Here is a 26,917-nt window from a genome sequence, read left to right on the forward strand (position 1 = left end):
GGGCATTTCATATGAGTTCGGAGAGCCTAGTCGACCGCCCGGAGGAGGGTGCGCCGGGGTCGACCGCCTTTCGCTCGGTCGGCGGGACGGGCCTTGACATCGCTCGCGCTGTGAATGATACGTTCGGGCATATCGTTCAGAGCTAGAATGATTCAGGGAGATGGCCAATGACGGTCTTGTTGATCGCCAACGCGCTGGCGGCGCTGGTCAGCGCGGGGTCCAGTGTCGCCGGGGTGGCCCGGCCCGGAATCCTGCTGGCGCAGGGTGAGCCCGTCACGGCGGGGACGGGTCTCTACGCGCGGGCCTACGCGGTGCGGGCCGTCCCGCTGGGCCTGACCACGGCGGTCATGCTGCTGGCCGGCACGTCCGCAGCGGCCGTCCGGCCGATGCTGCTGGTGGCCGGGATGGCACAGGTCGGCGACGCGGCGATCGGAGCGCGGCACCGGAACCGCGGCATGACGCTCGGGGCCGGGACCTTCGCGGTGCTGCACCTCGCCTCTGCCGTCGTGCTCGCCCGGTGAGCGCCGGACTCCAGCCGGCCGGCCAGGCCTTGTGACGCGGGGTGACTGACGGAGCGTCGGGTCTCTCGAAGATCACACCCCTGGGCGGGGTTACACCCCCCGGTCGGGGGGTGGTGGGACCGGTCGGCCATGCGGCAGCATCGTCCGCACTGTTGCGGCGGTGCCGCGGCTCGGGGGTGGGGGTGACGTGTTCTTCAGGTGTTTCGTATGTCCCCCGGTGCTCGCGTGCACGCCACTGTGAGCCTGAGGAGAAGCATGGGTCGTTCCATCGCACGTTCGCGCACTCTCCGTGCGGCGTCCGCGGTGACCGCGGGGGCAGCAGCACTGCTCACCTTCACCGGCGTCGCGCCCGGCACCGCCCTCGCCTCGGGGGCGACGGCGCAGGCCGCGCTGCCGAAGCCGGTTCCGGCCTCGCAGGGCCACCTGCTCGCGTCGGGCATGAGCTCGGTCCTGCCGACGAGCACCTGCCTCAGCAAGATCCACATCCGCTGCTACACCCCGACGCAGTACCGCAAGGCCTACGACCTGGCCCCGCTGTACAAGTCCGGCATCACCGGCAAGGGCCGCACCATCGTCATCGTCGACTCCTTCGGCTCGCCGACGATCCAGAAGGACCTGACCGCCTTCGACAAGTCCTTCGGCCTGCCCGACACCAAGGTCGACGTGAAGCAGTGGGGCAGCGTCCCGAAGTTCACCGGCACCCCCGACCAGCTCGGCTGGGCGGGCGAGACCACCCTGGACGTCGAGTACGCGCACGCGATCGCCCCTGGCGCCAAGATCATGCTGATCGAGACCGGCGTCGCCGAGACCGAGGGCACCACCGGCTTCCCGGAGATGATGGCGGCGGAGAAGTACGCGATCGACCACCACTGGGGTGACGTCATATCCCAGAGCTTCGGCGCCACCGAGAACACCTTCCCCGGCTACGGCAAGAACGGCACGCCCTCGCTGCAGGCGCTGCGCTACGCGTTCGCCGACGCCTACAAGAAGGGCGTGACCGTCCTCGGCGCCTCCGGCGACGCGGGCGCCACCGACTCGAACGCGGCCGGGCAGCTCTACACCCAGCGGGTCGACTCGTGGCCCTCCGCGGACCCGATGGTCACCTCCGTCGGCGGCACCCAGCTGACGCTGGACGACAAGGGCAACCGCCTCAAGCCCGACGTGGTGTGGAACGACGGCTACGGCGCGGGCGGCGGCGGCGTCTCCGGTGTCTTCAGCCGGCCGTTCTTCCAGAACGGCGAGGCCAAGGTCACCGGCAATCACCGCGGCACCCCGGACATCAGCATGACCGCGGCGGTCAACGGCGCGGCCTGGGTCTACCAGACCTTCGACCCGAACCCGAAGAACGACGGCTGGGGCCTGGTCGGCGGCACCAGCGAGGCGACCCCGATCTTCTCCGGCATCGTCGCGATGGCGGACCAGAAGGCGGGCCACGACCTCGGCCTGATCACCCCGAAGCTGTACTGGATGGGCCAGCACAACGCGGCCCGCAACGGCATCGTGGACGTGACCTCCGGCAACAACTCCTTCAACAAGGTCACCGGCTACAACGCCACCAAGGGCTATGACCTGGCGAGCGGCTGGGGCACCATCAACGGCCCGCTCTTCGTCGACGCGCTGGCCCGGCGCTAGGCGGCTCCAGAAGCGGCGCTGACCGCATGAGCTGACGGGGCGCGAGGGTGACTGTCCACCCCTCGCGCCTCGTCCTTTCTGCCTCTCCCGAGTCCGCTCAGTCGAGCCGGTCGGCGAAGCCGGTGCGCCAGGAGCGCCGGCGTGGCGTCCAACCGCGGCTGCGGGCCAGCGAGTTCGCAGCGCCGCGGGCCCAGGCGGCGGGTTCGGCGTCCGAAGGAGCGGGAGCGGGTGCGTCGAGGGCCGCGGCGAGCACGGGCAGCCAGGAGGCGGCGGGCGCGGGCTCGTCGTCCACGATGTTGACCGGCCCGGAGGGCCACTCCAGCGCGGCGAGAACCGCCGTGGCCGCGTCGTCGACATGCACGAAGGAGCTCACGCCCGCGTCGGCGGTGAGCCCGGCCAGGTAGGGACCGCCCTCCTCGCCGCGCAGCGCGGCGGCGACGGGCCCGCCGGGCGCGTACCAGGTGCCCGGCCCGTAGAGCAGTCCGTTGCGCAGGACGACCGCGTGGGGCAGCTCCGCGGAGATCCGCTCCAGCTCCGCGACGGCGCCCACCATCCCACCGCGCGGCTGGGGAGAGTGCAGGTCCAGTGGCTCGCCCTCGTCGGCGGGTGCGTCGCCTCCGACGTACACCCAGCTGATCGACTGCGCGACGATCCTGCGCACGCCCGCCGCCCGCGCGGCGTCGACCAGGTTGCGCGTCCCCGCGCGGCGCAGAAGCGAGTTGGCCGCACCGTCGGCCGCGGACAGGTCCGTCAGCTGGTGCAGGACCGCCTCCGGCGCGGCGGCCGCGACCGCCCCCCGCAGCCGGTCGGCGTCGAGCGCGTCCACGAGGACGCCCTCCGCGCCGAGCGCGCGGACGCGCTGCGCGCCCGCCTCGCTCCGGGAGGTCCCCACGACCTCGTGCCCCGCGTCCACGAGCATCGGCACCAGCCGCCGCCCGATGGCTCCGCCCGCCCCGGCAAGAAAGATCCTCATGAGGCCACTGTAGGCAGGCCGCCGGAGGCGCTTCCCGAGGTGCAAACCGGGAGGACTTCCGCGCGCAGTGCCGCCCCTGCGCCGGACGCGTGGAGCAGACTGGGGGCCATGGGAGCGATCACCAACTGGCTGGCCGGCCTGTCCGGGCCGGTCGTGTACGCGGTCGTGGGCGCGCTGGTCTTCTTCGAGGACGCGCTCTTCGTCGGCTTCGTGCTGCCGGGCGAGACCGCCGCCGTCCTCGGCGGGGTGCTGGCCAACCAGGGGCACGTGACGTACTGGGGCATCGCGTTGGTGGTCGTCCTCGCCGCCATCCTCGGCGACAGCGTGGGATACGAGGTGGGCCACCACTTCGGGGACCGGATCCTCGGCATCCGGCCGCTCCAGCGGCACCGGGAGCGGTTGGGGGCGGCGCAGGAGATGATCCGGGACCGCGGGGCGGCCGCGGTCTTCTTCGGCCGGTTCATCGCCTTCTTCCGTGCGGTGATGCCCGCCCTCGCCGGCATCTCGAAGATGCCCTACCGCCGGTTCCTCCTCTTCAACGCGCTCGGCGGGATCACCTGGGGGATCGGCTTCACCCTGCTGGGATACCTGGCCGGTCAGGCCTACCAGCGGGTCGAGAAGCAGGCCGGTCAGGTGGTGGCCGTAGTGATCGCCGGGATCGTCCTGCTCGTCGTCGGGGTGTGGGCCTGGCGGCGCCACAAGCGCCAGGGCTAGGCGCCGGACCCCGGGCTTATCGTGGTAGCTGAGGGGGGCGTCTCCGGCGGCCCGGGAGGCCAGGATGAGCACGCGGCACCACTACCACCTCGACCTCGACGGCCACTCCGTCTCCCTCGACCTGCGCACCGGCTTCACCTGGCGCACCGAGGACCTGCTCCTCCTCGTCGACGGCAAGGAGGTCGGCTACCACCACCAGCGCGGCACCGGCACGACCGTGCTGGAGGCCGAGCTGCCCGGTGACCCGCCGACGCCGATCAGCGTCCGGATCGACCACCCCCACCACGGCGGGCACCGCCCGCACACCCCGGTCTGCACGCTGCTGACCGGAGGACGGCACCTGCCGATGCCGGAGAGCGTGCCCGCCTGAGGGCGCGGCCGCTCGGGAGCCACCGGCCGCAGGCAACGACAACAAGTCGTCAAGAACCGTTGGCCCGGCGCTAAGAGCGCGTCAGGAAGACGGCCCACGCCCTTGCTCCGCAGGAGAGTTGACGCCCGAGGCCGACAGGTCGGAGACGGGGAGAAGGCTCGGCGGGGATGACGACGGTGGGGGAACGGGTCGCGGTTGTCGAGCGGCCGCAGGGACAGGACGCGTCGGGAGCGGGAGCGGGAGCGGGGGACGGTGCGCGGCCGCGGGATCCGGCGCGCTCGCCCGGGCGCGGTCGCGTCCGTGAGCCGCTCACGACGCCCGCACGCCTGCGCTGGGCGACCGCCGGGTGCGCGTTGCTCGCGGTCCTGCTGGGCGGGGTGCTCGCCGGGGCCTCGACCGGAGCCCGCGGCGCCTGGGACCGGATCGCGCAGCACGAGGCGCCGCAGGTCACCGACGCCGGTGCGCTCTACCAGTCGCTGACCGACCTGGACGCACAGGCGGCGAACCAGCTGATGTTCGGCGACGACCCGAAGCTGGCCGGGAACCTCGCCACCGCGCGGCAGCAGTACGTCACCGACCGCACCGACGCCGACAAGGACCTGCAGCAGGCCACCCTCGACGCGTCCGGCAACGCCGCCGCGCAGACGGCACTCGCCGCGATCCTCGACGGGATGGGCCGCTACCAGGATCTCGCGGCCCGTGCGCTGGAGCTCAACACCCACGCGAACGCCCCCGCCGGACACCCGGACCCGTCGGCGCTCGCCGAGTACCGCCAGGCCACGGACCTGATGCGTGGGCAGCTGCTGCCCGCCGCGCACTCGCTCGTCCAGGCCAACGACCAGGCCTTCGAGCAGAGTTACACGGACGAACGCGGCGCGCTCGACACGGCCGGCCTGTGGCTGGTGCTGCTCGGCGGTGCGCTGGTGGCGGCGCTGCTCGGCACCCAGGTCTGGCTGACGATCCGCTTCCGACGCATCGTCAACCCCGCCCTGGCGGCGGCCACCGTGCTGTTCGCGGTGCTGCTCTCCACGGCCGGTTCGTTCCTCGACGGCGAGCGGCAGGACCTCTTCACCGCGCGCAAGGACGCGTACGACTCGGTCGTCGCCCTGACCCAGGCTCGCGCGACCGTGGCCGACTCCAATGCGGCGGAGAGCCGCTACGTGCTCGACGCGGACCGCCGGACGCAGTACCAGGCGGACTTCGTCACGGACACCGACCGGATCCTCTCGCTCGACGGCGCGCAGCTGGGCGCGTACGACACCGCGCTGGCGTCGGCGGTGGCGGCCGTGAAGCAGAACCCCGCGGACATCCGCTTCGGCGGGGAGTACGGGCGGGAGTTCCACAACATCACCTTCCCGGGGGAGGGCGCGGCGGCGATGAGGACGCTCCTCGCGTTCCAGGCGTACCAGGCCGACGACCGCAGGATCCGCGCCCTGGTCGCCTCCGGCCGCCTGGAGGACGCGATCGCCTACTGCACGAGCCTCGCCCCGGGCGGCTCGAACGCCGACTTCGACGCCCACGACGCGGCGCTGCGCCGGTTGATCGACATCAACCAGCAGGCCTACGTCTCCGCCTCCACGGCGGGCGCGGGGCACGCGGACGCAGCCCTGTGGGTGCAGCTGGGCTGCGTCGCCGGAGCTCTCGTCCTGCTGGCCGCAGGCGTGCGGCCGCGCCTGCGGGAGTTCCGTTGACCGGTAGCCCTCGGGTCGCTCAGTGGGCCAGGGCCGGGCGGTGCTGCAGGCCGAGGCGGGTGAGGAAGGCGGGGCGGACCGAGGGGGCGAAGACGTGGTCCGTCGGGGCGGTCGCCGTCGCGGTGACGGCGTCGCTCAGGGAGGCCGCGCGGACGGTGACGGGGCGGACCGCCGCAGGGAGCTGCTCCGAAGCCAGCGTCTCCCGGACGACCGCGTCGAGCGTCGTGCAGGCGCGCTGCTCCCAGACCCGGGCCAGCTCGGGGCAGGGGCGGGTGCGGTACAGCGGCTCGCCGCCGGTGGGGGACCAGGCGAGGACCGGGACCAGGACCGCGCCCGTGCGGCGGGCCTCCGCCGCGGCCCGGCGCAGCTGCGCACGGCCCTTCGCGGAGTCGCGGACACCGACGATGACACGGGCGGTCACTGCTGCGGTGGCGGTCTCGGGCATGGCGTATCGGTTCTTTCCGTGAATCGCAGGCCTCTGCGGCTTAGTGCCTTCACATTAGCAAGTTATGTGGCTTTCATGCATCAGTTTTAATGGCATCCATGCATTGTTCACCTCCGGATCGACGGACGGAGCCCGGGCGCGGGCCGCGTCAAGAATCCGTATGGGAGGCGGCCCGGACCGGCAAGGAGCCGTCAAGGCGACCCGTCGCGGGCTCGGCGTGCGTTTGTGTGAACGGTGGACGCCGGGCAGAGCGGCAAGGAGGCACGGCGCGATGGCGGGAAGCACGGGTACGGGTCGCGGGAGGCTGAAGGTCTTCCTCGGCGCAGCGCCGGGAGTCGGCAAGACCTGCAAGATGCTGGACGAGGCCCACCGGCGGGTGGAGCGCGGCCAGGACGTCGTCGTGGGGTACGTCGAGAGCCACCGGCGCCAGCACACCGAGGAGCGGGTCGCCGACCTGCCGCTGGTCCCCCGCGTCGGTCGCGAGTACCGCGGCGGGCGGTTCGAGGAGCTGGACCTCGACGCCGTGCTGGCCCGGCGGCCCGAGGTGGTGCTCGTCGACGAGCTCGCGCACACCAACGTCCCCGGCGGCCGCAACGCCAAGCGCTGGCAGGACGTCCAGGAGCTCCTCGACGCCGGGATCGACGTGCTGACCACCGTCAACGTGCAGCATCTGGAGTCGCTCAACGACGTGGTCCAGAAGATCACCGGTGTGCCGCAGCGCGAGACCGTCCCCGACGAGGTGGTGCGCCGCGCCGACCAGATCGAGCTGGTCGACATGGCCCCGGAGGGCCTGCGCCGGCGCATGGCCCACGGCAACGTCTACGCGGCGGAGAAGGTCGACGCCGCGCTGTCCAACTACTTCCGCATCGGCAACCTCACCGCCCTGCGCGAGCTCGCGCTGCTGTGGCTGGCCGGACGCGTCGACGAGGGCCTGCGTCGCTACCGGGCCGAGCACGAGATCCACAAGGTGTGGGAGACCCGCGAGACCGTCGTCGTCGCCCTGACCGGCGGGCCGGAAGGCGAGACGCTGATCCGCCGCGCCGCGCGGATCGCCGACCGCGCGGGCAGCGGCGCGCTGCTGGCCGTCCACGTCGCCCGCAGCGACGGCCTGGCCGATGCGGATCCCGCCGCGCTCGCCTCCCAGCGGCACCTGGTCGAGTCGCTCGGCGGCAGCTACCACTCCGTCGTCGGCGACGACGTGCCCACCGCCCTGCTCGACTTCGCCCGTGCCGCGAACGCCACCCAGCTGGTGCTCGGCACCAGCCGCCGCGGAGTGCTGCGCCGCGCGCTGACCGGCGGACGCGGCATCGGCGAGACCACGATCGAGCTCTCCGGCGACATCGACGTCCACATGGTCACCCACGAGGGCTCCGGACGCGGGCGGCACACGCCCGAGGGGCTTGGCGGCGCACGGCCCCGCTACGGCCGGTCGACGACGCGCCGCCGGGCCGGGCTCGTGTGCGGGCTCGTGCTGCCCTTCGTGCTGACCGCGATCCTGTGCCAGACCCGGGGAACCATCAACCTCACCAGCGAGACCCTGCTCTTCCTCGCCCTGGTCGTCGGCATCTCCACACTGGGCGGCCTGGTCTCCGCGCTAGTCGCCTCGGTCACCGCCTCGGTGCTGCTGAACTACTACTTCATCGCGCCGATCCACCGGTTCACCATCGCCGAGCCCAACAACGTCCTGGCACTGGCCGTCTTCGCACTGGTGGGCCTGCTCGTGGCCGGGATCGTCGACACCGCGACCAAGCTCGCCGGCCGGGCCGCGCGCGCCACCGCCGAGGCCGAGACGCTCTCCGCGCTCGCCGGCAGCGTGCTCCGCGGCGACCAGGCCGTTCCCGCGCTGCTCGCCCGGTTGCGGGAGACCTTCGCCTTCGACCGCGTCGACCTCGTGGACCGCGTGGTCGCGCCCGAGGAACTGGCGGACCAGCCGGGCGCGGAGGTCGTCCCGGTCGGCGGCAGCGCGTCGCTCGTGCTGCGCGGCCGCCCGCTGCCCGCCTCCGACCGGCGTGTGCTGGCGGCCTTCGCCGCGCACGTCGCCGTCGCCCTGGAACGGACCCGGCTGGCCGAGGCCGCCGCCGAGATCGAGCCCGTCAAGGCCGCCGACCGACTGCGCACCGCGCTGCTCGCCGCCGTCAGCCACGACCTGCGCACCCCCCTCGCGGTGGCGCTCGCCTCGGTCTCCTCGCTGCTCGGCGACGACGTCGAATTCAGCCGTGAGGACCAGCGCGAGCTGCTGGGCACCGCCGAGGTCTCGCTGGAGCGGCTGACCCGCCTGGTGGAGAACCTGCTCGACATGTCCCGCCTGCAGGCGGGCGCGCTCTCGCTCCAGCTGCACCCGACCGCGCTGGAGGAGGTGCTGGCGACCGCCCTGGACTCGCTCGGCCCCGACGCCGCCGAGGCCGAGGTGCCGGTCGAGACGCTGGGTCTGGACGGGATCCCCGACGTGGTCGTCGACGGTCCGCTGCTGGAACGCGTCGTGGCCAACCTCGTCGGCAACGCCCTGCGCCACGCCTCCGGCCATCCGGTGCTGCTCAGCGCGAGCGCACTCGGCGACCGGGTCGAGCTGCGCGTCGTCGACCGCGGTCCCGGCCTGCCCGAGTCGAACCGCGAGGAGATGTTCCAGCCCTTCCAGCGACTCGGCGACAACGACAACTCCACCGGCGTCGGCCTTGGCCTGGCGCTGGCCCGCGGCCTCACCGAGGCGATGGGCGGCACCCTGCAGCCCGAGGACACGCCCGGCGGGGGTCTGACCATGGTGGTGTCGCTTCCGGCCGCCGCGGAGGAGCCCATGGCGGACGAGCACGTGGCGGACGGGGCCGTGGCGGACGTCGACGACGTGGTGGAGCCGAACGAGAAGGAGGACGAGCCGGTATGAGCCGGATTCTGGTCGTCGACGACGAGCCCCAGATGCTGAAGGCCCTGCAGATCAACCTCCGGGCCCGGCACTACGAGGTGTCCACCGCGTCCGACGGCCCCCGCGCGCTCCAGGAGGCCACCAAGAACCCGCCGGACGCCGTCATCCTCGACCTCGGGCTTCCCGGGCTCGACGGCATGGAGGTCCTGCACTCGCTGCGTGCGTGGACCTCGGCCCCGGTCATCGTCCTCTCCGGTCGCGCCGACTCCCGCGAGAAGGTCTCCGCGCTGGACGCGGGCGCGGACGACTACGTCACCAAGCCCTTCGCCATGAACGAACTCCTCGCCCGGGTGCGGGCGGCGCTGCGCCGTCCCACCAGCGAGGAACCGTTCGCGGCACCCGTGCGCATCGGCGACCACGTCGTCGACCTGGAGCGCTGTGTGGTCGCCCCGGCCGAGGAGGGCGGTTCCTCGCCCCGGCTGACGCCGACGGAGTGGCGGATCCTCACGGTGCTGCTGCAGCACCCGGGCCGACTCGTGACGGGCAGTCATATCCTGCGCCAGGTCTGGGGGCCGGGGCACGAGGAGCACACCAACTACCTGCGCGTCTACTTCGCAGGGCTGCGACGGAAGCTGGAACGCGAACCGGCCCGCCCCCGGCACCTGCTGACCGAGCCCGGGATGGGTTACCGCTTCGAGCCGTGACCGGCCCCACAACTGAACGCCAGTTGGACAGGGCATGAGTTCCGAGGGGCCGCGCGGACGCAATCGCGTCACAGTGCCCGCCGAGGGCCCCACGGGCCGCTGGGAGATCATGCCGTCGGCCTAGACTCCCCGCCGGAAGACTGCAATGCCTGCGAGGACGAGGGACCTGCGGATGCGGGAAGTCACGAGACGCGGCCTGCTGCGCGGAGTGGGTCGAGCCGCCGCAGCGACCGCAGGGGTGGCCGCCGGTGCGGCCGGACTGGCGAGCCTGGCCGGCTGTGCCGGCGACAGCGACGACGGCGGAGGCGGTCCCGCGACGGCCAGGCCCGCCGACGTCCGGACCGGGAACCCGATCATCCGCGAGAACGGCGAGGCCGGCAGCCGGGCCTGGGTGTCGAACGACCGCGGCGCGAAGCCCGTCACGGACGACCTGAGCCAGATCAAGGCCTTCGCCGACACCACCAGCGTCGCCCACGGCGAGCGGATCACCTTCCACGTCGCCACCGCCGAACCGCAGTCCTACTCCGTCGCGATCTTCCGGATGGGCCACTACGGCGGTGCGGGCGGGCGACTGCTGACGACCGGCCCGACGCAGCGCGGGAATCGACAGTCCGCCCCGCAGGTGGACGGGCCGACCGCCACGGTCCGCACCGAATGGGAGCCCGGCTGGTCGCTGGAGATCCCGCAGGACTGGGTCAGCGGGCTGTACCTCGCCTCCTTCACCACCGAGCACGGCGAGCGCACCGCCGTGCCGTTCGCCGTGCGCGACGACAGCCGGGCGAGCACCTTCCTCGTGGTGCTGCCGTTCAACACCTACCAGGCCTACAACCAGTATCCGTTCGACGGCGTGCTCGGCCGCAGCCTCTACTACGGCTTCCTGCCCTCGGCCGCCGACCCCGCGGCGCGTGCCAAGGCGCCGGACGGCCGCGCGTACCCGGCCGAGCCGGTCCCGCACGAGCAGTACGTCCGCCACTACCCGCAGCGCTCCCGGGCGGTGAGCTTCCAGCGGCCCTACCAGCACGACGGCATGCCGGCGGAGTTCGCACTCGACCTGGCCTTCGTCTCCTGGGCCGAGCGGGAGGGCATGGACGTCACCTACGCCACCAACCTCGACCTGCACGAGGGCCGCGTGGCGCCGACGAGGCACCAGGCCCTGCTGTTCAGCGGCCACGACGAGTACTGGTCGGCGCAGATACGGCAGACCGTCGAGCAGGCCGTCGCCGGGGGCCTCTCGCTCGCGACGTTCGCGGCCAACGACTGTTACTGGAAGGTCCGCATCGACCGGGACCCGTCCGGCTACCCGCTGATGACCTGCTACAAGACCGATCCCGACCCGGTCCACGACCCCACCGGCCCGAGCACGTTCTGGCGCCGGGCCGCGCCCAACTCGACGCGGGCCGAGCAGCGGCTCCTCGGCGGTCAGTACACCGGCGCGGTGGTCGGGTCGTCCCCGCTCGTGGTGACCGAGAGCGCGCACTGGTTCTGGCAGGGCACCGGCCTGATCGACGGGGACCTCGTCCCCGACCTGATCAGCGGCGAGGCCGACGGACGGCAGAAGGGCGTCGCGCTGCCTGCGGCGAGGCAGTACCTGCTGCTCTCCGACTCCCAGTTCCGCGCGGCCGGACGCAACCGCCCGCAGCAGCAGAACACCACGCTGTACCGGTCCACGGCGGGCGGCTGGGTCTTCAACGCGGGCACCTTCGGCTGGGCGCTGGCGCTGGGCGGCGGGGCCGCGCTGGAGAAGCCGCAGGTGCAGCTCGCGACGCGGAACCTCGTCACCCGCTTGAAGGCCTGACTTCCCCTGCTCGTCACCGGAAGGCCGTACGGTCGGCGCATGAACGCACGCGTCCAACCCACGGCCCAGGTCGACCCCACGGCGGATCTCGGCGACGGCACCACTGTCTGGGAGCTCGCCCAGATCCGCGAGAAGGCCCAGCTCGGCACCGGCTGCGTGATCGGCCGCGGCGCGTACGTCGGCCCGGGCGTCCGCATCGGCAACAACGTGAAGCTGCAGAACCACGCGCTGGTCTACGAGCCGGCGGAGCTGGCCGACGGCGTCTTCGTCGGTCCCGCGGTCGTGCTCACCAACGACCACTACCCCCGCTCGGTCGACCCCGAGGGCAAGCTGAAGCGCGGCGGCGACTGGGAGCCGGTGGGCGTCACCGTCGCCGAGGGCGCGTCGCTCGGCGCGCGCTCCGTCTGCGTGGCACCCGTGCGGGTGGGCCGCTGGGCCCTCGTCGCCGCGGGCGCGGTCGTCACCCGCGACGTCCCCGACTTCGCCCTCGTGGCCGGTGTCCCCGCCCGCCGCATCGGCTGGGTCGGCCGCGCCGGCCTCCGCCTCGACCAGGACCCGGCCACGAACGAGTGGGTCTGCCCCCGGACGGGCTCCCGCTACACCGAACGCGACGGGGCACTCTTCGAGCTCTGAGATCGCTGAACCACCAAAGGGGCGCGGGGAACCGCGCGACGAGCCAACGGCGTGCAGATGGTCCCCCGGCAACAGGGCCATCCGCACGTCAATGGGTTGCTCGCGCCGCTCCTCGCGCCCCTGGGTGTTGCAGCCGCGCCTTGGAGCGCAGGTCTGCCTGGTCGCGCCGACGCGCCGGAGGCGCAGATGGGTACAGCCCCGCGCGCGGAGGCGGTGCAGCCGCGCGCGGGAGCGGGGGTTCGGCGTTACTGCAGGAAGCTGCTCAGCGCAGCGGCCGTGCGGCGGCCGTCGTGGTTCTCGCGGACGAAGGCGAGGGACTCCGCGCCGATGCGGGCGCCTGCCGCGCGGTCGTCCAGGAGGGACTCCACCGCCTCGCGGAGCGTCGCGCTGGTCGCGTTGACGATCGGCAGCGGGCCGGTGAGCGCGGAGACCTCGTCGGAGATGTAGCAGAGGACCGGCCGCCCGGCCGCCATCGCCTCGCAGGAGAACGTGCCGTAGGCGCCGATCGCGAACTGGTCGACCACGATGTCCGCGGTCTTGATCCTGCGGCGGACCTCCTCCCACGGGACGCCCTCCAGCAACTGGAAGTCGATCGCGCCCTTGTCGTGCAGCTCCTGCAGGACGGGGAGGATGCGGCCGCTGCCCTTCGTCCAGCGCTTGGACGGGGCGTGCACCACGACGGGGCGCCTGCGCTCCAGCACGGGTGCGTCGCTCGCCCAGGACTCGACGTCGACGACCAGCGGGGTCCACGTCGCCCACGGCAGGTCGACCAGCAGGTCGGGGGTCGTGACGAAGACGGGGAGGCCGGAGTCCGCGGCCGTCCTGCGGTTCCGCTCGGCGATCGTGGTCATCAGGGCGACCTGGTCCTCGGGGGCGTCGCGGAACAGCGACTCCGCGTGGCGCTCGAGGTGGCGGCCGGGGTGGCGGATCTCGCTGCCGTGGGCCAGCAGCGCCACCTTCAGCCCGGCCGACCGCAGCGCGGGGAGGTCCGCGCCGATGTGGTCGCCGTTGAGGGTGCCGAGGACCGGGCGGAAGGCGTCCGCCAGGAGGTGGGTGTACCGGCCGGAGAGGACCCTGCGGACCTGCTCGACCTGGACCTCCACCGAACCGAGCCGGCCGTTGTCGAGGTAGGCGTCCGCGGGGTAGCCGAAGCCGGTCGCGCTGCTGGCCATCACCACCTCGCAGGAGACGTCCTCCCGCTCGCGGCTGACCGCCGAGGCGAACGCGGCCAGCTGGCCCGCGTAGTTGGCGATGCCCATGCCCAGCCGGACGCCCTCGTCGTCCGAGGCCGCCAGAGGGCGCCAGCGGTTGTACGACGCCGTGCCGTCCTCGCTCTGCGCGGGGCGCTGGACCTGCTCGGTGATCGTCCACGGGACGTCGGGGCGGGCGATCTCGGGGCCGGTGCCGGCCAGTCGGCGGTAGAGGTCGAGCAGCGCGCCGGACTGGGCCTCCCAGGAGAGCTCGGCCAGCAGCGGCTCGGTGATCCGCTCCGCGAGGGTGTCGCGGGAGGCGACGGCCTTGGCGGCCGCCTCCGCGAAGGAGACCGCGTCGCCGGCGGTGAAGATCTCGCCGATGCCGTGCTCCTCGGTGAAGGCGCGGACCGTCTTCACGTCGCTGGCCAGCACCGGCAGGCCCGCGTGCAGGTACTCGGCCATCTTCGTCGGCAGCGACAGCTCGCAGTTGGGCGTGCGCCGGAACGGGATCAGGCCGAGGTCGGCCGAGGCGATGTAGTCCGCGACGGCGTGCTGCGGCACATAGGGGAGGACGTGCACGCGGTCGGCCGCCCCCACCTCCGCCGCCTGGTCCAGCAGCTCCTGCACGAACGGGTTCTGGCGGTTGGTCACCAGCGCGAGGTGCACCTCGGGCAGCTCGCCGAGGCCCGCGACGACGGTCTCCAGGCCGCGCTGACGGTCCACCCAGCCCGCGTAGACGAGCAGCGGGACGCTGTCGTCGAGCCCGCACAGCCCGCGCACGCCGGTGCCGGGCACATCCACCCCGACCGCCTCGCGGACCGGCGTGTTGGCCACGACCAGCGGCGTCTCGGACAGGTGGTGCGCCTCGCGCAGCAGTGTGGCGATCTCCGGGGAGACGGTGACGACCGCGTCGGCCTTGCCGATGAACTCCGACTCCAGTGCCGGGTAGGCGGCGTGACGCAGCGGGTTGCCCCACTCGACGCCTGCCACGTACTCGTGCGAGTCGTAGAGCCAGGAGCAGCGGTGTCCGGCGGCCCAGAGGCGGGCGGCGCTGTGCGCGGCGGGGACCAGCATGGTGACGTCGTTGGCGTGGATGACGTGCGGGCGGAACTTCTCGATCGTCGGGCCGAAGGCCAGGTCCAGGTCGAGCAGTTCGGGCCAGTCCAGGCGCCACTCGCCGACCGGCACGGCCGGGTCCGACTGGTGGCGGCCCTCCCAGCGGTAGGCCCAGTTGCGCGCCCGGTAGACCGTGCGGCGGGCGCGCAGCACGGCCTTGAGGGTGTTGCGGCGCAGTGCCGCCCGGCCCTCCCGCTGGAGCGTGCCGACCTCGGCGCTCTGCGCGCGGTCCCAGGTGCGGTGCGCGGCCTGGTAGCGCTTGAGCGCCTCGCTGTCGTCGAGGCGGAAGCGGGTGACCATACTGCGCAGGCCGCGTTCACGGTCGTGGGCGACCTGGCGGCGCACGTTGTGCCAGACCGGCACCCGGACCACCTCGACGGGGCCCATCCAGGAGCGCTCCACGCGCCCGCTGCGGCTGCGCCCGAGCAGCAGGACCCGCCAGCCCTCCCGGGCGGCGGCGATCGCCGTCTTCTGCACCCGGGAGTCACCGGTGATGCCGTTGCCCACGATGACGGCCAGCCGGGGCCGGTCGTCGACCTCTTCCACCTGGTCCTGCTGCTCCGCGTTCACCTGCGGTCGAGCCTCTCGCTTTGAAGTCACAGCCTGTTCCCCCCTGCCGGCGGAGCCTGGTCCGGCCCCGCCGGTTCGGCCCGCCGGTCAGCCGCCGATGACGACGCGGCGCACACCTTCCCAGCGCGCCGGGTCGGTGGTGCGGCGGCCGTCGATCAGCGCCCGGACCCCGGGCAGGTCGGCGGCGCCGAGCATCTGGTACTCGGCGTGGTCCGCCTGGATCACGGCCGCCGTCACCGGCTCGCCGCGGTGCGGCGGCAGGCCGAGGGCGACCAGTTCGGTCTCGGTGTAGAGCGGGTCGCTGACGTAGGGGACCGCGCCGCGCTCGCGCAGGGCCGCCACGGTCGGGAAGACGCCGGAGAACGCCGTCTCCTTGACCCCGCCGCGGTAGGCCGCGCCGAGCACCAGCACGTGCGCGCCCTCCAGGTCGCCGTACGCCTCGGCCAGCAGGTCCACCGCGTAGGCGGGCATGTCGGCGTTGGCCGCGCGGGCCGAGGAGACGACGGTGGCCTCCGGGTCGTTCCACAGGTACAGCCGCGGGTAGACCGGGATGCAGTGCCCGCCGACGGCGATGCCGGGGGTGTGGATGTGGCTGTAGGGCTGGCTGTTGCAGGCCGCGATGACTTGGGCGATGTCCACGCCGACCCGGTCGGCGAAACGCGCGAACTGGTTGGCCAGTCCGATGTTGACGTCGCGGTAGGTGGTCTCGGCCAGCTTGGCCAGCTCGGCGGCCTCGGCCGAGCCGAGGTCCCAGACGCCGTTGGGGCGCGGCAGCTCGGGGCGCACGTCGAAGTCCAGGGCGGCCTCGTAGAAGGCACGGCCGGCCTCGGCGGAGGCGGCGTCGATGCCGCCGATCAGCTTGGGATAGCGGCGCAGGTCCGCGAAGACCCGTCCGGTGAGCACCCGTTCGGGGCTGAAGACCAGGTGGAAGTCGCGTCCGGCGGTGAGCCCGGAGCCGCGCTCGAGCAGCGGCGCCCAGCGGTCGCGGGTGGTGCCGACCGGCAGCGTGGTCTCGTAGCAGACCAGGGTGCCCGGCTTCAGTCCGGCGGCGACCGCCTCGGTCGCGGCGTCGAGCAGCGAGAAGTCCGGCGTGCCCTTGCCGTCGACGAAGAGCGGCACGACGAGCACCACGACCTCGCTCGCGGCCACCGCGGCCGCCGTGTCCGTGGTCGCGCTCAGCAGGCCGGCGGTGACCGCCTGCTTGAGGCGCAGGTCGAGTTCGGCCTCGCCGGGGAAGGGCTCGTTCCCGGCGTTGACCTGCTCGACGACGGCCGGGTTCACGTCCGCGCCGACGACCCGGTGGCCCTTCGCGGCGAACTGCACCGCCAGCGGGAGGCCGATCTTGCCGAGGGCGACTACGCAGACGTTCACGCGGTTGTTCCTTCCTGGGCGGCGCGCGGGGTGGGGCGCAGCCGTCGTTTCAACGAGCGGACCAGGCTCAGCACGGCGACCGAGAGCTGCATCTCGCCCTCGGGACCGACCGTCGCGGAGACCCGGAAGAGTTGGGGACCGCGCCAGGCGCGCAGCTTGGCGGGCCTGACGCAGCGGACGGGCTGCACCTCGTGCGTGCGGCCGCCCGTGGTGGCCCGGCCGTGCAGCCGCAGCCGCACCGACCACGGCCCGTTCGCCGCGCCGAGGTGGGCCTGCCGCAGCAGCAGGCCGAGCGGGACCCGCGCGGTGAGCAAGGTCCCGCCGTCGGGCGTGGCAGCGTACGACACGAAGGCCTGGTGGGCGACGAACTGCTCGCCCGCGGGGCCGGAGCCGCCCGGACGGAAGGTCTCCACCCAGGCGCGGGCGACCGGCCCGCCGTAGCCCGGGAGCGGGCTGCGTGCGGTGAGGGTCAGGCAGGGACGGCGGCGGGCGTCCAGCGCCAGCTCGGCGGTCAGTCCTTCCAGGCGGGTCAGCGACTCGTCCGTCTCGAAGAACCGGTCGTCGATGCGGAGTCGGGCGTCGCCCAGGGCCGGGTGGTCCAGCAGGGCGCGCTCGCCCCGGACCACCAGCGGTGGCTGCGGGTGCTCCTGCTCGAAGCGCAGTGCGGCGAGCACCGCGTCCACCTCGCCCGCGCGGGCCAGCAGCAGCCGGATCCGGGCCGCGGCGGGCACCCTGAGCAGCACCTCCTCGCTCGCGTGCGCGCCGACCAGCGTCCCGACACGCGAGACGATCCGTTCCTGCACCTCGCGGTCCAGCTCCAGCAGCGCCGGGCCGAGGATGTCCGCGAGCTCGCCCTCCAGGTGGCGGCGGTGCACGCGGTCGCGGGCCTCGGGGGAGTCGGCGAGCTTCCCGGTCAGCGCCATGATCCGCTCGGTGCCGAGCAGACGCGGCTCCGGGCCGCCCCGGTAGGTGATGTTGCCGGCGTTGTAGCGGCGGACCGCGTAGTAGTAGTCGTAGTCGTTGAGGATCGACACCGGCCCGGCCGCGAACAGCGCCGCCAGGGTGAACGGCTGGTCGCTCAGGACGGGCAGGTCCTCGTCGTAGCGGAGCCCGAGCCGCTCGATCAGCGCGCGGCGGAACAGCTTGGTGTTCGACAGCGCCCAGGCCAGCGGGGAGTTGCCGAGCGTGGCGTCGTGACGCTGCCGCTGGAACGCGGCCTTGGGCACCCACCGCCCGTTGAGGCCGACCATCCGGCCGGCCACGACGTCGGTGCCGTGGGTGTCGGCGGCGGTGACGAGGCGTTCGAGCGCCTCGGGGCCCAGGTGGTCGTCGGCGCCCAGGAAGAAGACGTAGCGCCCGCGGGCCAGTTCCAGCCCGCGGTTGCTCGGGGCGGCCGGTCCGCCTGAGTTGGCCTGGTGGACCACGTCGACCAGGCCGGGGTGCTCCGAGGCGAACGCGTCCAGCGCCGCGCCGCTGCCGTCGGTCGAGCCGTCGTCGACGGTGACGATCTGCATCCGGTCCGTGCCGAGCGTCTGCGCGAGCAGCGACTCCAGGCAGGTGGTCAGGTACGGCATGGTGTTGTACACCGCGACGATGACGGTGACGTCCGGTTGCGCCGGACCGGACGGGCCCGCCTGCGCGGGCACGTGGGCGCCCGCGTCGGGCCCGCCCCCTTCGGAGGCCGCGAGGGCCGTGGCCGCCTCGGCTGCGGCGGTCGGCGGGGATGTCGTAACCGGAGCGCTCCCAGCTGCCGGTCCGACCGCCCGTCCGACCGCCTCCGCGACCGCCGGCCCCACGGGGGCCGGTGTCGCGTCCTGCTCGGCGACGTTCGTCCGCGCGTTCACGCGGCCGGTGTCCGGGCCGAGGGTATGCGGATCGTCCCACCGGACTCGGCCGAGGCCAGGACGGCGGCGGAGACCTCCACCGTGCGCAGGCCCTGCCGCAGCGTGACGATGTCGGCGTCCTTGCCGGAGACGGCGTCGCGGAAGCTCTCGTGCTCCACCAGCAGCGGCTCGCGCTTCGGGATCGCGAAACGGATCATGTCGCCCTCGGCGACGCCGCGGAAGGCGCGCAGCGCCTCCCACTCGGTGTCGATCGCGCCGTTGGCGTAGAAGGTCAGGTCGGCCGTCAGGGTGTCGGCGACGAAGCAGCCCTTGTCGCCGGTGACGACGGTGCGCCGCTCCTTGAGCGGGCTCAGCCAGTTGACCAGGTGGTTCACCATGGTGCCGTCGGCGAGGCGGCCGACCACGGCGACCATGTCCTCGTGCGGTCGGCCACTGCGGGAGACCGTGTGCGCGGCCACCGACTCGTACTCCTGGCCGGTCACCCAGCCGGTGAGGTCGATGTCGTGGGTGGCCAGGTCCTTGACCACGCCGACGTCGGCGATCCGGTGCGGGAACGGGCCCTGGCGGTGGGTCACCACCTGGTAGACCTCGCCGAGCTCGCCCGCCTCCAGGCGCCCGCGCAGGTTCTGCAGGGCGGGGTTGAACCGCTCGATGTGGCCGACCGCGCCGATCAGCCCGCGCGACTCGAAGGCCTCGACCAGGCGGCGTGCGCCCTCGACCGTGTCGGCCAGCGGCTTCTCGATCAGCACGTGGACGTCGGCCTCGGCGAGCGCCACGGCTATCTGCTCGTGCAGCGCGGTCGGGCAGGCCACCACCGCGTAGTCGATGCCCAGCGCGATCAGCTGCTGCACGTCCGGCACGACCGGGACGCCGCGCACGACACCGGCCGGGTCGGCCGCCGGGTCCACGACGCCGACCAGCTCCACGCCGGCCAGGCCGTCGAGCACCCGGTAGTGGTGACGTCCCATGGCGCCGACGCCGACCAGTCCGGCCCGCAGCGGCCGGTCCCCGGCGGTCACTTCTCGGCTCCCGTCGTGATGTCCAGCGCGTTGCAGGCGGCGACGATCCGGTCCAGGTCGGGGTCCGTCAGCGACGGGTGCACCGGCAGCGACAGCACCTCGGCCGCCGCGCGCTCGGTCTCCGGCAGGTCCCAGGTCCGCTCGCTGGCGGGGCCCTGGGTCGCGTACGGGGTGAGCCGGTGGATCGGCGTCGGGTAGTAGACGGCGCTGCCGACGCCGACCGTTGCGAGCGCCCGCTGGGCCTCGTCGCGGTCGATGCCCTCGGGCACGCGCACCGTGTACTGGTGGTAGACGTGCTGGGCGCCCTCGGCGACCGGCGGGGTCACCAGCGTGGTGATGCCCGCGTCCAGCGCCTTGGCGTTGGTCCGGCGGCGCTCGGTCCACTCCGGGAGCCGGCCGAGCTGCACACGGCCGATCGCGGCGGAGACGTCCGTCATGCGCATGTTGGCGCCGACGATCTCGTTGGCGTAGCGCTGCTCCATGCCCTGGTTGCGCAGCAGCCGCACCCTGCGGGCGAGCTCCGCGTCGGCCGTGGTGACCATGCCGCCCTCCAGGGCGTGCATGTTCTTGGTCGGGTAGAAGCTGAAGCAGCCTGCCGTGCCGAAGGCACCTGCGGGCGTGCCGCCGAGCGAGGCCATGTGCGCCTGGGCGGCGTCCTCGACCAGGGCCAGGCCGTGGCGCTCGGCGAGGGCGCCGAGGCGGTCCATGGCGGCCGGGTGGCCGTAGAGGTGCACCGGCATGATGGCGGCGGTGCGCGGCGAGATCGCTGCGGCCGCGGCCTCGGGGTCGAGGCAGAAGCTGTCGCGCTCGATGTCGGCGAAGACGGGCTCCGCGCCGACGAGCCGCACCGCGTTGGCGGTGGCGGCGAAGGAGAAGGACGGCACCACGACCTCGTCGCCGGGACCGACGCCCATCGCGAGCAGCGTCAATTGCAGCGCGGACGTCCCGGAGTTCACCGCCACACAGTGGCGGTCGCCGACGAGTCGGGAGAACTCCTCCTCGAATCCGGCGACTTCCGGTCCTTGTACGACGTTCCCGCTTCGCAGGACTCGGACTGCGGCCTCGATCTCGGCTTCGCCGATCAACGGTTTGGCCACGGCGATCTGGATCATTTCTTGCTCCGGCACCTGTGCTTCCTCTCCAGAAAGCATGAAGTAACAGGCGTATCCGCATCGCAAACAAGATTTTTCTGCAATGCGGTCACGGCGGGCACAGCATATAAGAGCTCCGCGACCGGGCAAGAGGGGTGTAAGAATTTCTTTGACCCGCTCTGACCTGCGTGTTTGTTTGGATTAAACCTGGAATTCAGCGAAAAGGGTCTCATTCTTAAGAGGGCCAACAACAGTTCACCGGGAGCCGTACGCGGGGAGCGGCGGCTCGCTTGCGGCGAGCAGTGCGCGCGTTGTCGCTCCGGCCGCGGCAGGGCTCCAACGTGCGGAAATGTCCGCGGTGGGGCCGGGGCGCCAGCCGTCCATGACGGTGATCCGGCCGCCCTCCGTCTCGAAGACCCGGCCGGTCACCCCGTCCGACGCGGCCGAGCCGAGCCAGACCACCAGCGGGGAGACGTTCTCCGGCGCCATGGCGTCGAACGCGTCCGGCCTTTCCGGCGCGGCCATGGCGGCGGCGAAGGCCTGCTCGGTCATCCGGGTGCGGGCGGCGGGCGCGATCGCGTTGATCTGGACGCCGTAGCCCGCGAGCTCCGCGGCCGCGACGAGCGTCAGGCCGAGGATGCCGGCCTTCGCGGCGCTGTAGCTGCCCTGGCCCACGCTGCCCAACAGGCCTGCTCCGGAACTGGTGTTGACCACCCGGGCATCCGGCCTGCGGCCCGCCTTGGCCTCCGCCCGCCAGTGCGCGGCCGCGTGACGCAGCGGCAGGAAGTGGCCCTTGAGGTGCACCCGCATGACAGCGTCCCAGTCGTCCTCGTCGAGGTTGACCAGCATCCGGTCGCGCAGGAAGCCCGCGTTGTTGACGAGGGTGTCCAGGCGGCCGAACGTGTCCAGTGCGGCGGCGACCAGGGAGGCCGCGCCCTCGCTGGTGGCGATGTCCCCGCCGTGGGCGACGGCCTCGCCGCCGCTCCCGCGGATCTCCGCGACGACCTCATCCGCGGGTGCCGTCGACGATCCCGCGCCGTCGCGCTCCACCCCGAGGTCGTTGACCACGACCCGCGCGCCCTCGGCCGCGAAGGCGAGCGCGTGCGCGCGTCCGAGACCCCGGCCCGCCCCGGTGACGGCGACGACCCGGCCGGCGCAGAGGCCGCCGGGCGTGGGGGAGTTGGTCATGGCGGTGCTCCTTCGCTGGTCAGTTCTCCTCGGTGGTGCCCGGTGTGCCTGACGCGTCGTGGGTGTCGGTGGCCGGATGGTTCGCGGTGGCAGCCGCCAGGAAGGCCGGGCGCTCGCCGCCGCCGTGGACGGTGAGCGCGGCGCCGGTGATGTAGCCGGCCTGCGGGGAGGCCAGGAAGAGGCAGGCCGCGCCGATCTCCTCGGGCTCGGCGAGCCGCCCCAGTGGGACGGTCGCGCCGACGGCGGCGACGCCGGCCTCGTCGCCGTAGTGGAGGTGCGAGAGCTCGGTGCGCACCATGCCCGGGACGACGGTGTTCACCCGCACGTCGGGGGCCCATTCGACGGCCATCGAAGCGGCCAGGTTGGCCAGTCCGGCCTTGGCCGCGCCGTAGGCGGCGGTGCCCGGGGAGGGGCGGGTTCCGCTGACGCTCCCGATCATGATCACGGAGCCCCGGCTGCGCCGCAGGTGGGGCAGGGCGGCGAGCGAGGCGGTCAGCGGGGCGAGCAGGTTGAGTTCGAGCACCCGTAGGTGGCGCGCGGCGTCCTCGGCCGCGCCGAGCAGTCGGAACGGGGTCCCGCCCGCGTTGTTCACCAGCACGTCGAGGCGGCCGTACCGGTCCGCCGCGGCGTCGAGGAACGCCGTGACCGCTGCCGGGTCGCGCAGGTCCACGGCGGTGAACCCGGCCTTGCGGCCCGCCTCTTGGACCGGCTCTGCCGGAGGTCTGCGGGCGCAGACCAGTACCTGTGCGCCCGCCCGCAGGAAGGCTCGGGCGATCCCGGCGCCGACGCCGCGCGTGCCGCCGGTCACGGCGACCACGCGGCCGGTGAGATCCAGGGTGATGCTCATACCGTCACACCCCTCCTCGTTTTCCTGCGGTCTCCCGCGGCGCGGCTGCCGCTGCTACCGTCAATGCCAGGATGGACCTAACAAACGTTTGGTGGAAAGGTAGCTGATTCGCCGATGGGTGTCTCCACCTCACGTCCCGAGAAGTCGATCGCCGTGGTGACGGTCTCCTATCCGCCCGTCAACGCCCTTCCGGTGCAGGGCTGGAGGGATCTGGCCGAGGCGGTCCGCGCGGCCGGGCGGGACCCGCAGGTGCACTGCGTCGTCCTGGCCGCAGAGGGGCGCGGGTTCAACGCGGGCGTGGACATCAAGGAGGTCCGGCGCGACCCGGGCCGGACGGCCATCATCGGCGCCAACCGCGGTTGCTACGAGGCCTTCGCGGCCGTCTACGAGTGCGAGGTGCCGGTCGTCGCGGCCGTCCAGGGCCACTGCCTGGGCGGCGGCATCGGCCTCGTCGGCAACGCCGACGCGATCGTGGCCGGTGACGACGCCTACTTCGGCCTGCCGGAGCTGGACCGCGGCGCGCTGGGCGCCGCCACGCACCTGGCCCGGCTCGTCCCGCAGCATCTGATGCGCACGCTGTACTACACCTCGCGCACCGTCACCGCCGCCGAGCTGCACCGCCACGGCTCGGTCTGGGAGGTCGTCCCGCGTGCCGAACTCGCCTCGGCCGCCCTGCGGTTGGCGGGCGAGATGGCGGCGAAGGACGGGGCGCTGATCCGGATGGCCAAGGCGGCGATCAACGGCATCGACCCGGTGGACGTGCGGCGCAGCTACCGCTTCGAGCAGGGCTTCACCTTCGAGGCGAACCTGAGCGGTCTCGCCGACCGGCTTCGTGACGGCTTCGGCAGTGAGGACGGCAACTGACGTGACGAACCAAGGAGTTCGCGACAAGACGATGAGCGCCGAGGAGGTCGTCGCGCGGCTGCGCAGCGGCATGACGATCGGCATCGGCGGCTGGGGCTCGCGGCGCAAGCCGATGGCGCTGGTCCGCGCCCTGCTGCGGACCGGCGTGACGGACCTGACCGTGGTCTCCTACGGCGGTCCCGACGTCGGCATGCTGGCGGCGGCGGGCCGGATCCGCACCCTGGTGACGGCCTTCGGCACCCTCGACTCGATCCCGTTGGAGCCCCACTACCGCGCGGCACGCGAAAGCGGGGCCTTCGAGCTCGTCGAGCTGGACGAGGCGATGCTCATGTGGGGCCTCACCGCCGCCGTCCACCGGCTGCCGTTCCTGCCGATCCGGTCCGGCCTCGGCTCCGACGTCATGCGGGTCAACCCGCGGCTGCGAACCGTGCGTTCGCCGTACGACGACGGCGAGGAGCTGGTCGCCGTGCCGGCCCTCCGGCTCGACGCCGCACTCGTCCACCTGAACCGCGCCGACCGGCACGGCAACGCCCAGTACCTCGGCCAGGACCCGTACTTCGACGACCTGTACTGCGAGGCCGCCGACCACGCCTACGTCTCGTGCGAACGCGTCGTCGACACCGAGGAGCTGGCCAAGGCCGGCGGGCCGCAGACGCTGCTGGTCAAGCGCCTGTCCGTGGCGGGCGTCGTGGAGGCCCCGAACGGCGCGCACTTCACCGCCTGCGACCCCGACCACGAGCGGGACGAGGCCTTCCAGCGCCACTACGCGACCACCCCGTGGTCCGCCTTCGCCGAGCGGTTCCTCGGCGGGAGCGAGCTCGACTACCGGTCCGCCGTGGCCGCCTGGCACGAGGAGCAGCTGTGACCGTCACGAGCGGCACCACCCGGGCCGAGTACTGCGTCATCGCCTGCGCGGAGGCCTGGCGCGGCGACGGCGAGATCCTGGCCAGTCCCATGGGCCTCGTCCCGGCGGTGGGCGCCCGCCTGGCCAAGCTGACCTTCGCCCCCGACCTGCTGCTCACCGACGGCGAGGCGCTGCTCGTCGCGGACGTCGCACCGATGGGCGCGCGCCCGCAGACCGTCGAGGGCTGGCTGCCCTACCGGCAGCACCTCGGCCTGGCCATGGGCGGCCGCCGCCACGTGATGATGGGCGCGAGCCAGATCGACCGCTACGGCAACCAGAACATCTCCTGCATCGGCGACTGGGCCCGCCCCACCCGCCAGCTCCTCGGCTTCCGCGGCGCCCCCACGAACACGCTGAACAACCCGACGAGCTACTGGATCCCCAGGCACAGCGCCCGCGTCTTCGTCGAACGCGTGGACGTCGTCTGCGGTGTCGGCAACGACCGCGCGGTCGGGCCTTACCATGCGCTGCGGCGGGTGGTGAGCGATCTCGGCGTCTTCGACTTCGCGACGCCGGACGGCTCGATGCGGCTGGTCTCGGTGCACCCGGGCGTCGGCGTGGAGCAGGTCGTCGCGGCGACGGGCTTCCCGCTGGCGATCGGCGACGACGTGGCGGTGACCCGTGAACCGACGCCGGAGGAAAGGCGGTTGATCCGCGAGGTGATCGACCCGCGCGGCCAGCGGGAGACGGAGGTGCGGTCGTGACGACGCCGCCCCCGGTCGCGGACCTCACCACCCCGCTGACCGAGCTCGTCGGCGTCCGCCATCCGATCGTGCAGACGGGCATGGGCTGGGTCGCCGGCCCGCGCCTCGTCTCCGCGACCGCCAACGCCGGCGCGCTGGGCCTCCTCGCCTCGGCCACCATGTCGCCCGAGCAGCTGCGTTCGGCCGTGCGGGAGGTCAAGTCCTGTACGGAGGCGCCCTTCGGGGTCAACCTGCGGGCCGACGCGGGGGACGCGGGCGAGCGCGTGCGGATCATCGTGGACGAGGGGGTCCGGGTGGCGTCCTTCGCCCTGGCCCCGTCGCGCGAGCTGATCGCGCGTCTCAAGGACGCGGGCGTCGTCGTGATCCCGTCGATCGGAGCCCGCCGCCACGCGGAGAAGGTCGCCGCCTGGGGCGCGGACGCGGTCGTCGTCCAGGGCGGCGAGGGCGGCGGCCACACGGGCGACGTGGCGACGACGGTGCTGCTTCCACAGGTTGTGGACGCCGTCGACATCCCGGTGGTCGCGGCGGGCGGCTTCTTCGACGGCCGCGGGCTGGCCGCCGCTCTGGCCTACGGCGCGGCGGGCGTGGCGATGGGGACCCGGTTCCTGCTGACCTCCGACTCGACCGTCCCCGACGCGGTGAAGGCGCAGTACCTCGCGGCCCAGGTCAAGGACGTCACGGTGACGCGGGCGGTGGACGGTCTGCCGCACCGCATGCTCCGCACGCCGTTCGTGTCGTCGCTCGAGAGCGCGGGCCGGGTCCGCGTCCTGGTGCGGGCCGTCCGTCACGCGGCCGGCTTCCGGAAGCTCTCCGGCATGAGCTGGTCGCGGATGGTCCGCGACGGCCTCGCCATGAAGCACGGCAAGGAGCTCTCCTGGAGCCAGGTCCTGCTGGCGGCCAACACGCCCATGCTGCTCAAGGCGTCGATGGTGGACGGCCGCACGGACCTCGGCGTGATGGCCTCCGGCCAGGTGGCCGGGGTCATCGAGGACCTGCCGAGCTGCGCGGAGCTGGTGGAGCGGGTGATGGCGGAGGCGGTCGAGGTGCTGGGCCGCCTCTCCCGTCACTGACGCCCGGTCGTCTCGGGTTTGGTGTGGAGGACGTCGCGGACCTGTTCGGCGGCGCGGAGCATGCTCTCGCTGATGAAGTCGCTGAAGCGGGCGATGTTCTCCAGGCGTGCGGCGGCCGGGCTGTCGCGGCCCAGGACGGTGACACCCTGCCGCGCGGTCCGGGCGACCTGGGCGATGCCGTGGGCGCTGGCGATCGTCGACTGGTACCAGACGTCCTCGTCGACGAAGTAGCGCTCGCGTCGGCGTGCGTCGCGCTCCCGGCGGATGAGGCCCTGCTCTTCGAGGAACGTGACCGCCTTGGAGACGGACGCCGGGCTGACCTCGAGGTGACGGACGAGTTCGGCGGCGGTCAGGCTGCCCGCCTCCGCGGTGAACAGGCTGGTCAGCACGCGGGCGGTCATTCTGGGCAGGCCCTGGCTCATCAGCAGGGTGGTGAACGTCTCCTCGTACTCGCGCAGCGCCTCGTCGTCCCGCCCGTGGCCTTCGTCGCGCCGGCCCTGGGGCGTCGTGGGCCTGCTCCGGCGGGCGCGGCGTTCGGTGGCGCGGTGGGCGACGTCGGCGCGGTAGGCGGTGGGGCCGCCGTTGCGGTCCACCTCGCGCGTGATCGTCGAGGTGGGGCGGTCCAGGCGTCGGGCGATCTCGGCGTAGGCGAGGTCGTCGGCCAGCCCCAGCGCGATCTGCTGGCGTTCCTGCTGGGTGAGTCTGCCTCCGGCCACCGGTCTCCCTCTCTGCTGCGGGGCCGCCAGCATAGCGTTCACTCTCAGATCAGTGCAACGGCAGCTCTATCTGCCGTTGCGTTAG

General features: G+C 73.1%; 23 protein-coding genes. 13 read left to right on the top strand and 10 right to left on the bottom strand.

The genetic code is table 11. The features are described from left to right. Positions 1 to 167: 167 nt before the first annotated feature. Positions 168 to 521: a hypothetical protein gene (locus TR49_RS07900; RefSeq protein WP_042378697.1), complete on the top strand. Its 354-nt coding sequence runs from the start codon at positions 168 to 170 to the stop codon at positions 519 to 521. 255 nt (positions 522 to 776) lie between these two features. Further along, positions 777 to 2,153: a S53 family peptidase gene (locus tag TR49_RS07905; RefSeq protein WP_042378698.1), complete on the top strand. Its 1,377-nt coding sequence runs from the start codon at positions 777 to 779 to the stop codon at positions 2,151 to 2,153. 97 nt (positions 2,154 to 2,250) lie between these two features. Here the strand turns inward: TR49_RS07905 and TR49_RS07910 are convergent, their stop codons facing one another. After that, entirely contained in the window at positions 2,251 to 3,126 is an 876-nt protein-coding gene (locus tag TR49_RS07910) for an NAD-dependent epimerase/dehydratase family protein (protein WP_042378700.1), read from the bottom strand. 108 nt (positions 3,127 to 3,234) lie between these two features. Here TR49_RS07910 and TR49_RS07915 point away from each other — a divergent pair, with 108 nt between their 5' ends. The 3 genes from TR49_RS07915 to TR49_RS07925 all read left to right on the top strand — a co-directional run bounded on the left by TR49_RS07915 (position 3,235) and on the right by TR49_RS07925 (position 5,901). Next, positions 3,235 to 3,840, top strand: coding sequence for a DedA family protein (locus TR49_RS07915; protein WP_042378702.1), 606 nt, complete (start codon positions 3,235 to 3,237; stop codon positions 3,838 to 3,840). A 64-nt stretch (positions 3,841 to 3,904) separates the two neighbouring features. Further along, positions 3,905 to 4,210, top strand: a complete 306-nt coding sequence (locus tag TR49_RS07920) for a hypothetical protein (RefSeq protein WP_042378705.1) — start codon at positions 3,905 to 3,907, stop codon at positions 4,208 to 4,210. Positions 4,211 to 4,377: 167 nt separating this feature from the next. After that, positions 4,378 to 5,901, top strand: coding sequence for a GlnX family signal transduction membrane protein (locus tag TR49_RS07925; protein WP_152627121.1), 1,524 nt, complete (start codon positions 4,378 to 4,380; stop codon positions 5,899 to 5,901). A gap of 19 nt (positions 5,902 to 5,920) precedes the next feature. Here the strand turns inward: TR49_RS07925 and TR49_RS44705 are convergent, their stop codons facing one another. Continuing rightward, positions 5,921 to 6,346, bottom strand: coding sequence for a hypothetical protein (locus TR49_RS44705; RefSeq protein ID WP_052434102.1), 426 nt, complete (start codon positions 6,344 to 6,346; stop codon positions 5,921 to 5,923). A 271-nt stretch (positions 6,347 to 6,617) separates the two neighbouring features. On the opposite strand from TR49_RS44705, the gene TR49_RS07935 reads away from it, so the two are divergent. The 4 genes from TR49_RS07935 to TR49_RS07950 all read left to right on the top strand — a co-directional run bounded on the left by TR49_RS07935 (position 6,618) and on the right by TR49_RS07950 (position 12,335). Further along, positions 6,618 to 9,224 carry a sensor histidine kinase gene (locus TR49_RS07935; protein ID WP_084724673.1) on the top strand — a complete coding sequence of 869 codons (2,607 nt, stop codon included), beginning with the start codon at positions 6,618 to 6,620 and terminating at the stop codon, positions 9,222 to 9,224. After that, entirely contained in the window at positions 9,221 to 9,907 is a 687-nt protein-coding gene (locus TR49_RS07940; RefSeq protein WP_042378709.1) for a response regulator, read from the top strand. The genes TR49_RS07935 and TR49_RS07940 overlap by 4 nt, the downstream gene beginning before the upstream one ends. 172 nt (positions 9,908 to 10,079) lie before the next feature. Beyond that, positions 10,080 to 11,702 carry a N,N-dimethylformamidase beta subunit family domain-containing protein gene (locus TR49_RS07945; RefSeq protein ID WP_152627122.1) on the top strand — a complete coding sequence of 541 codons (1,623 nt, stop codon included), beginning with the start codon at positions 10,080 to 10,082 and terminating at the stop codon, positions 11,700 to 11,702. Positions 11,703 to 11,741: 39 nt separating this feature from the next. Next, positions 11,742 to 12,335: an acyltransferase gene (locus TR49_RS07950; protein WP_042378712.1), complete on the top strand. Its 594-nt coding sequence runs from the start codon at positions 11,742 to 11,744 to the stop codon at positions 12,333 to 12,335. A 245-nt stretch (positions 12,336 to 12,580) separates the two neighbouring features. On the opposite strand, the gene TR49_RS07955 is transcribed toward TR49_RS07950, so the two are convergent. From TR49_RS07955 to TR49_RS07985, 7 genes are all read right to left on the bottom strand, one after another. Beyond that, positions 12,581 to 15,244 carry a glycosyltransferase gene (locus TR49_RS07955; protein WP_236653264.1) on the bottom strand — a complete coding sequence of 888 codons (2,664 nt, stop codon included), beginning with the start codon at positions 15,242 to 15,244 and terminating at the stop codon, positions 12,581 to 12,583. Positions 15,245 to 15,301: 57 nt separating this feature from the next. Next, positions 15,302 to 16,585, bottom strand: coding sequence for a nucleotide sugar dehydrogenase (locus TR49_RS07960; protein WP_042378714.1), 1,284 nt, complete (start codon positions 16,583 to 16,585; stop codon positions 15,302 to 15,304). Further along, positions 16,582 to 18,429, bottom strand: coding sequence for a glycosyltransferase (locus TR49_RS07965; protein ID WP_052434104.1), 1,848 nt, complete (start codon positions 18,427 to 18,429; stop codon positions 16,582 to 16,584). Before TR49_RS07965 ends, TR49_RS07960 begins: the two co-directional genes overlap by 4 nt. Continuing rightward, on the bottom strand, positions 18,426 to 19,397 hold the full coding sequence (locus TR49_RS07970) for a Gfo/Idh/MocA family oxidoreductase (protein ID WP_236653271.1): 972 nt from the start codon (positions 19,395 to 19,397) through the stop codon (positions 18,426 to 18,428). Before TR49_RS07970 ends, TR49_RS07965 begins: the two co-directional genes overlap by 4 nt. 47 nt (positions 19,398 to 19,444) lie before the next feature. Next, positions 19,445 to 20,560 carry a DegT/DnrJ/EryC1/StrS family aminotransferase gene (locus TR49_RS07975; protein WP_042378720.1) on the bottom strand — a complete coding sequence of 372 codons (1,116 nt, stop codon included), beginning with the start codon at positions 20,558 to 20,560 and terminating at the stop codon, positions 19,445 to 19,447. Between the two features lie 234 nt (positions 20,561 to 20,794). Next, on the bottom strand, positions 20,795 to 21,727 hold the full coding sequence (locus TR49_RS07980; protein ID WP_042378723.1) for an SDR family oxidoreductase: 933 nt from the start codon (positions 21,725 to 21,727) through the stop codon (positions 20,795 to 20,797). 19 nt (positions 21,728 to 21,746) lie between these two features. Then, on the bottom strand, positions 21,747 to 22,574 hold the full coding sequence (locus TR49_RS07985) for an SDR family oxidoreductase (protein WP_236653265.1): 828 nt from the start codon (positions 22,572 to 22,574) through the stop codon (positions 21,747 to 21,749). Between the two features lie 114 nt (positions 22,575 to 22,688). Here TR49_RS07985 and TR49_RS07990 point away from each other — a divergent pair, with 114 nt between their 5' ends. Genes TR49_RS07990 through TR49_RS08005 form a run of 4 tightly spaced genes read left to right on the top strand, consistent with a single transcriptional unit; the run spans position 22,689 to position 26,116 of the window. Beyond that, complete coding sequence (locus tag TR49_RS07990) at positions 22,689 to 23,438, top strand: enoyl-CoA hydratase family protein (RefSeq protein WP_042378724.1); 750 nt, start codon at positions 22,689 to 22,691, stop codon at positions 23,436 to 23,438. Between the two features lie 31 nt (positions 23,439 to 23,469). Beyond that, positions 23,470 to 24,303, top strand: a complete 834-nt coding sequence (locus tag TR49_RS07995; protein ID WP_042378727.1) for a CoA transferase subunit A — start codon at positions 23,470 to 23,472, stop codon at positions 24,301 to 24,303. Continuing rightward, entirely contained in the window at positions 24,300 to 25,046 is a 747-nt protein-coding gene (locus tag TR49_RS08000) for a CoA-transferase subunit beta (protein ID WP_042378729.1), read from the top strand. Before TR49_RS07995 ends, TR49_RS08000 begins: the two co-directional genes overlap by 4 nt. Further along, complete coding sequence (locus TR49_RS08005) at positions 25,043 to 26,116, top strand: NAD(P)H-dependent flavin oxidoreductase (RefSeq protein WP_084724674.1); 1,074 nt, start codon at positions 25,043 to 25,045, stop codon at positions 26,114 to 26,116. The genes TR49_RS08000 and TR49_RS08005 overlap by 4 nt, the downstream gene beginning before the upstream one ends. On the opposite strand, the gene TR49_RS08010 is transcribed toward TR49_RS08005, so the two are convergent. Next, positions 26,110 to 26,832, bottom strand: a complete 723-nt coding sequence (locus TR49_RS08010) for a MarR family transcriptional regulator (RefSeq protein WP_042378732.1) — start codon at positions 26,830 to 26,832, stop codon at positions 26,110 to 26,112. The two genes, TR49_RS08005 and TR49_RS08010, sit on opposite strands and share 7 nt — an antisense overlap. Positions 26,833 to 26,917: the final 85 nt, after the last annotated feature.

This window comes from Streptacidiphilus melanogenes (assembly GCF_000787835.1).
Lineage (GTDB): Bacteria > Actinomycetota > Actinomycetes > Streptomycetales > Streptomycetaceae > Streptacidiphilus > Streptacidiphilus melanogenes.

Coding starts and splice junctions, on each gene's coding strand:
- TR49_RS07970 (WP_236653271.1), bottom strand. CDS start 19,397: ATGGGACGTCACCACTACCGGGTGCTCGACGGCCTGGCCGGCGTGGAG.
- TR49_RS07900 (WP_042378697.1), top strand. CDS start 168: ATGACGGTCTTGTTGATCGCCAACGCGCTGGCGGCGCTGGTCAGCGCG.
- TR49_RS07945 (WP_152627122.1), top strand. CDS start 10,080: ATGCGGGAAGTCACGAGACGCGGCCTGCTGCGCGGAGTGGGTCGAGCC.
- TR49_RS07905 (WP_042378698.1), top strand. CDS start 777: ATGGGTCGTTCCATCGCACGTTCGCGCACTCTCCGTGCGGCGTCCGCG.
- TR49_RS07975 (WP_042378720.1), bottom strand. CDS start 20,560: ATGATCCAGATCGCCGTGGCCAAACCGTTGATCGGCGAAGCCGAGATC.
- TR49_RS07990 (WP_042378724.1), top strand. CDS start 22,689: ATGGGTGTCTCCACCTCACGTCCCGAGAAGTCGATCGCCGTGGTGACG.
- TR49_RS07980 (WP_042378723.1), bottom strand. CDS start 21,727: ATGACCAACTCCCCCACGCCCGGCGGCCTCTGCGCCGGCCGGGTCGTC.
- TR49_RS44705 (WP_052434102.1), bottom strand. CDS start 6,346: ATGCCCGAGACCGCCACCGCAGCAGTGACCGCCCGTGTCATCGTCGGT.
- TR49_RS07910 (WP_042378700.1), bottom strand. CDS start 3,126: ATGAGGATCTTTCTTGCCGGGGCGGGCGGAGCCATCGGGCGGCGGCTG.
- TR49_RS07915 (WP_042378702.1), top strand. CDS start 3,235: ATGGGAGCGATCACCAACTGGCTGGCCGGCCTGTCCGGGCCGGTCGTG.
- TR49_RS07985 (WP_236653265.1), bottom strand. CDS start 22,574: ATGAGCATCACCCTGGATCTCACCGGCCGCGTGGTCGCCGTGACCGGC.
- TR49_RS07935 (WP_084724673.1), top strand. CDS start 6,618: ATGGCGGGAAGCACGGGTACGGGTCGCGGGAGGCTGAAGGTCTTCCTC.
- TR49_RS07940 (WP_042378709.1), top strand. CDS start 9,221: ATGAGCCGGATTCTGGTCGTCGACGACGAGCCCCAGATGCTGAAGGCC.
- TR49_RS07995 (WP_042378727.1), top strand. CDS start 23,470: ATGAGCGCCGAGGAGGTCGTCGCGCGGCTGCGCAGCGGCATGACGATC.
- TR49_RS07920 (WP_042378705.1), top strand. CDS start 3,905: ATGAGCACGCGGCACCACTACCACCTCGACCTCGACGGCCACTCCGTC.
- TR49_RS07950 (WP_042378712.1), top strand. CDS start 11,742: ATGAACGCACGCGTCCAACCCACGGCCCAGGTCGACCCCACGGCGGAT.
- TR49_RS07925 (WP_152627121.1), top strand. CDS start 4,378: ATGACGACGGTGGGGGAACGGGTCGCGGTTGTCGAGCGGCCGCAGGGA.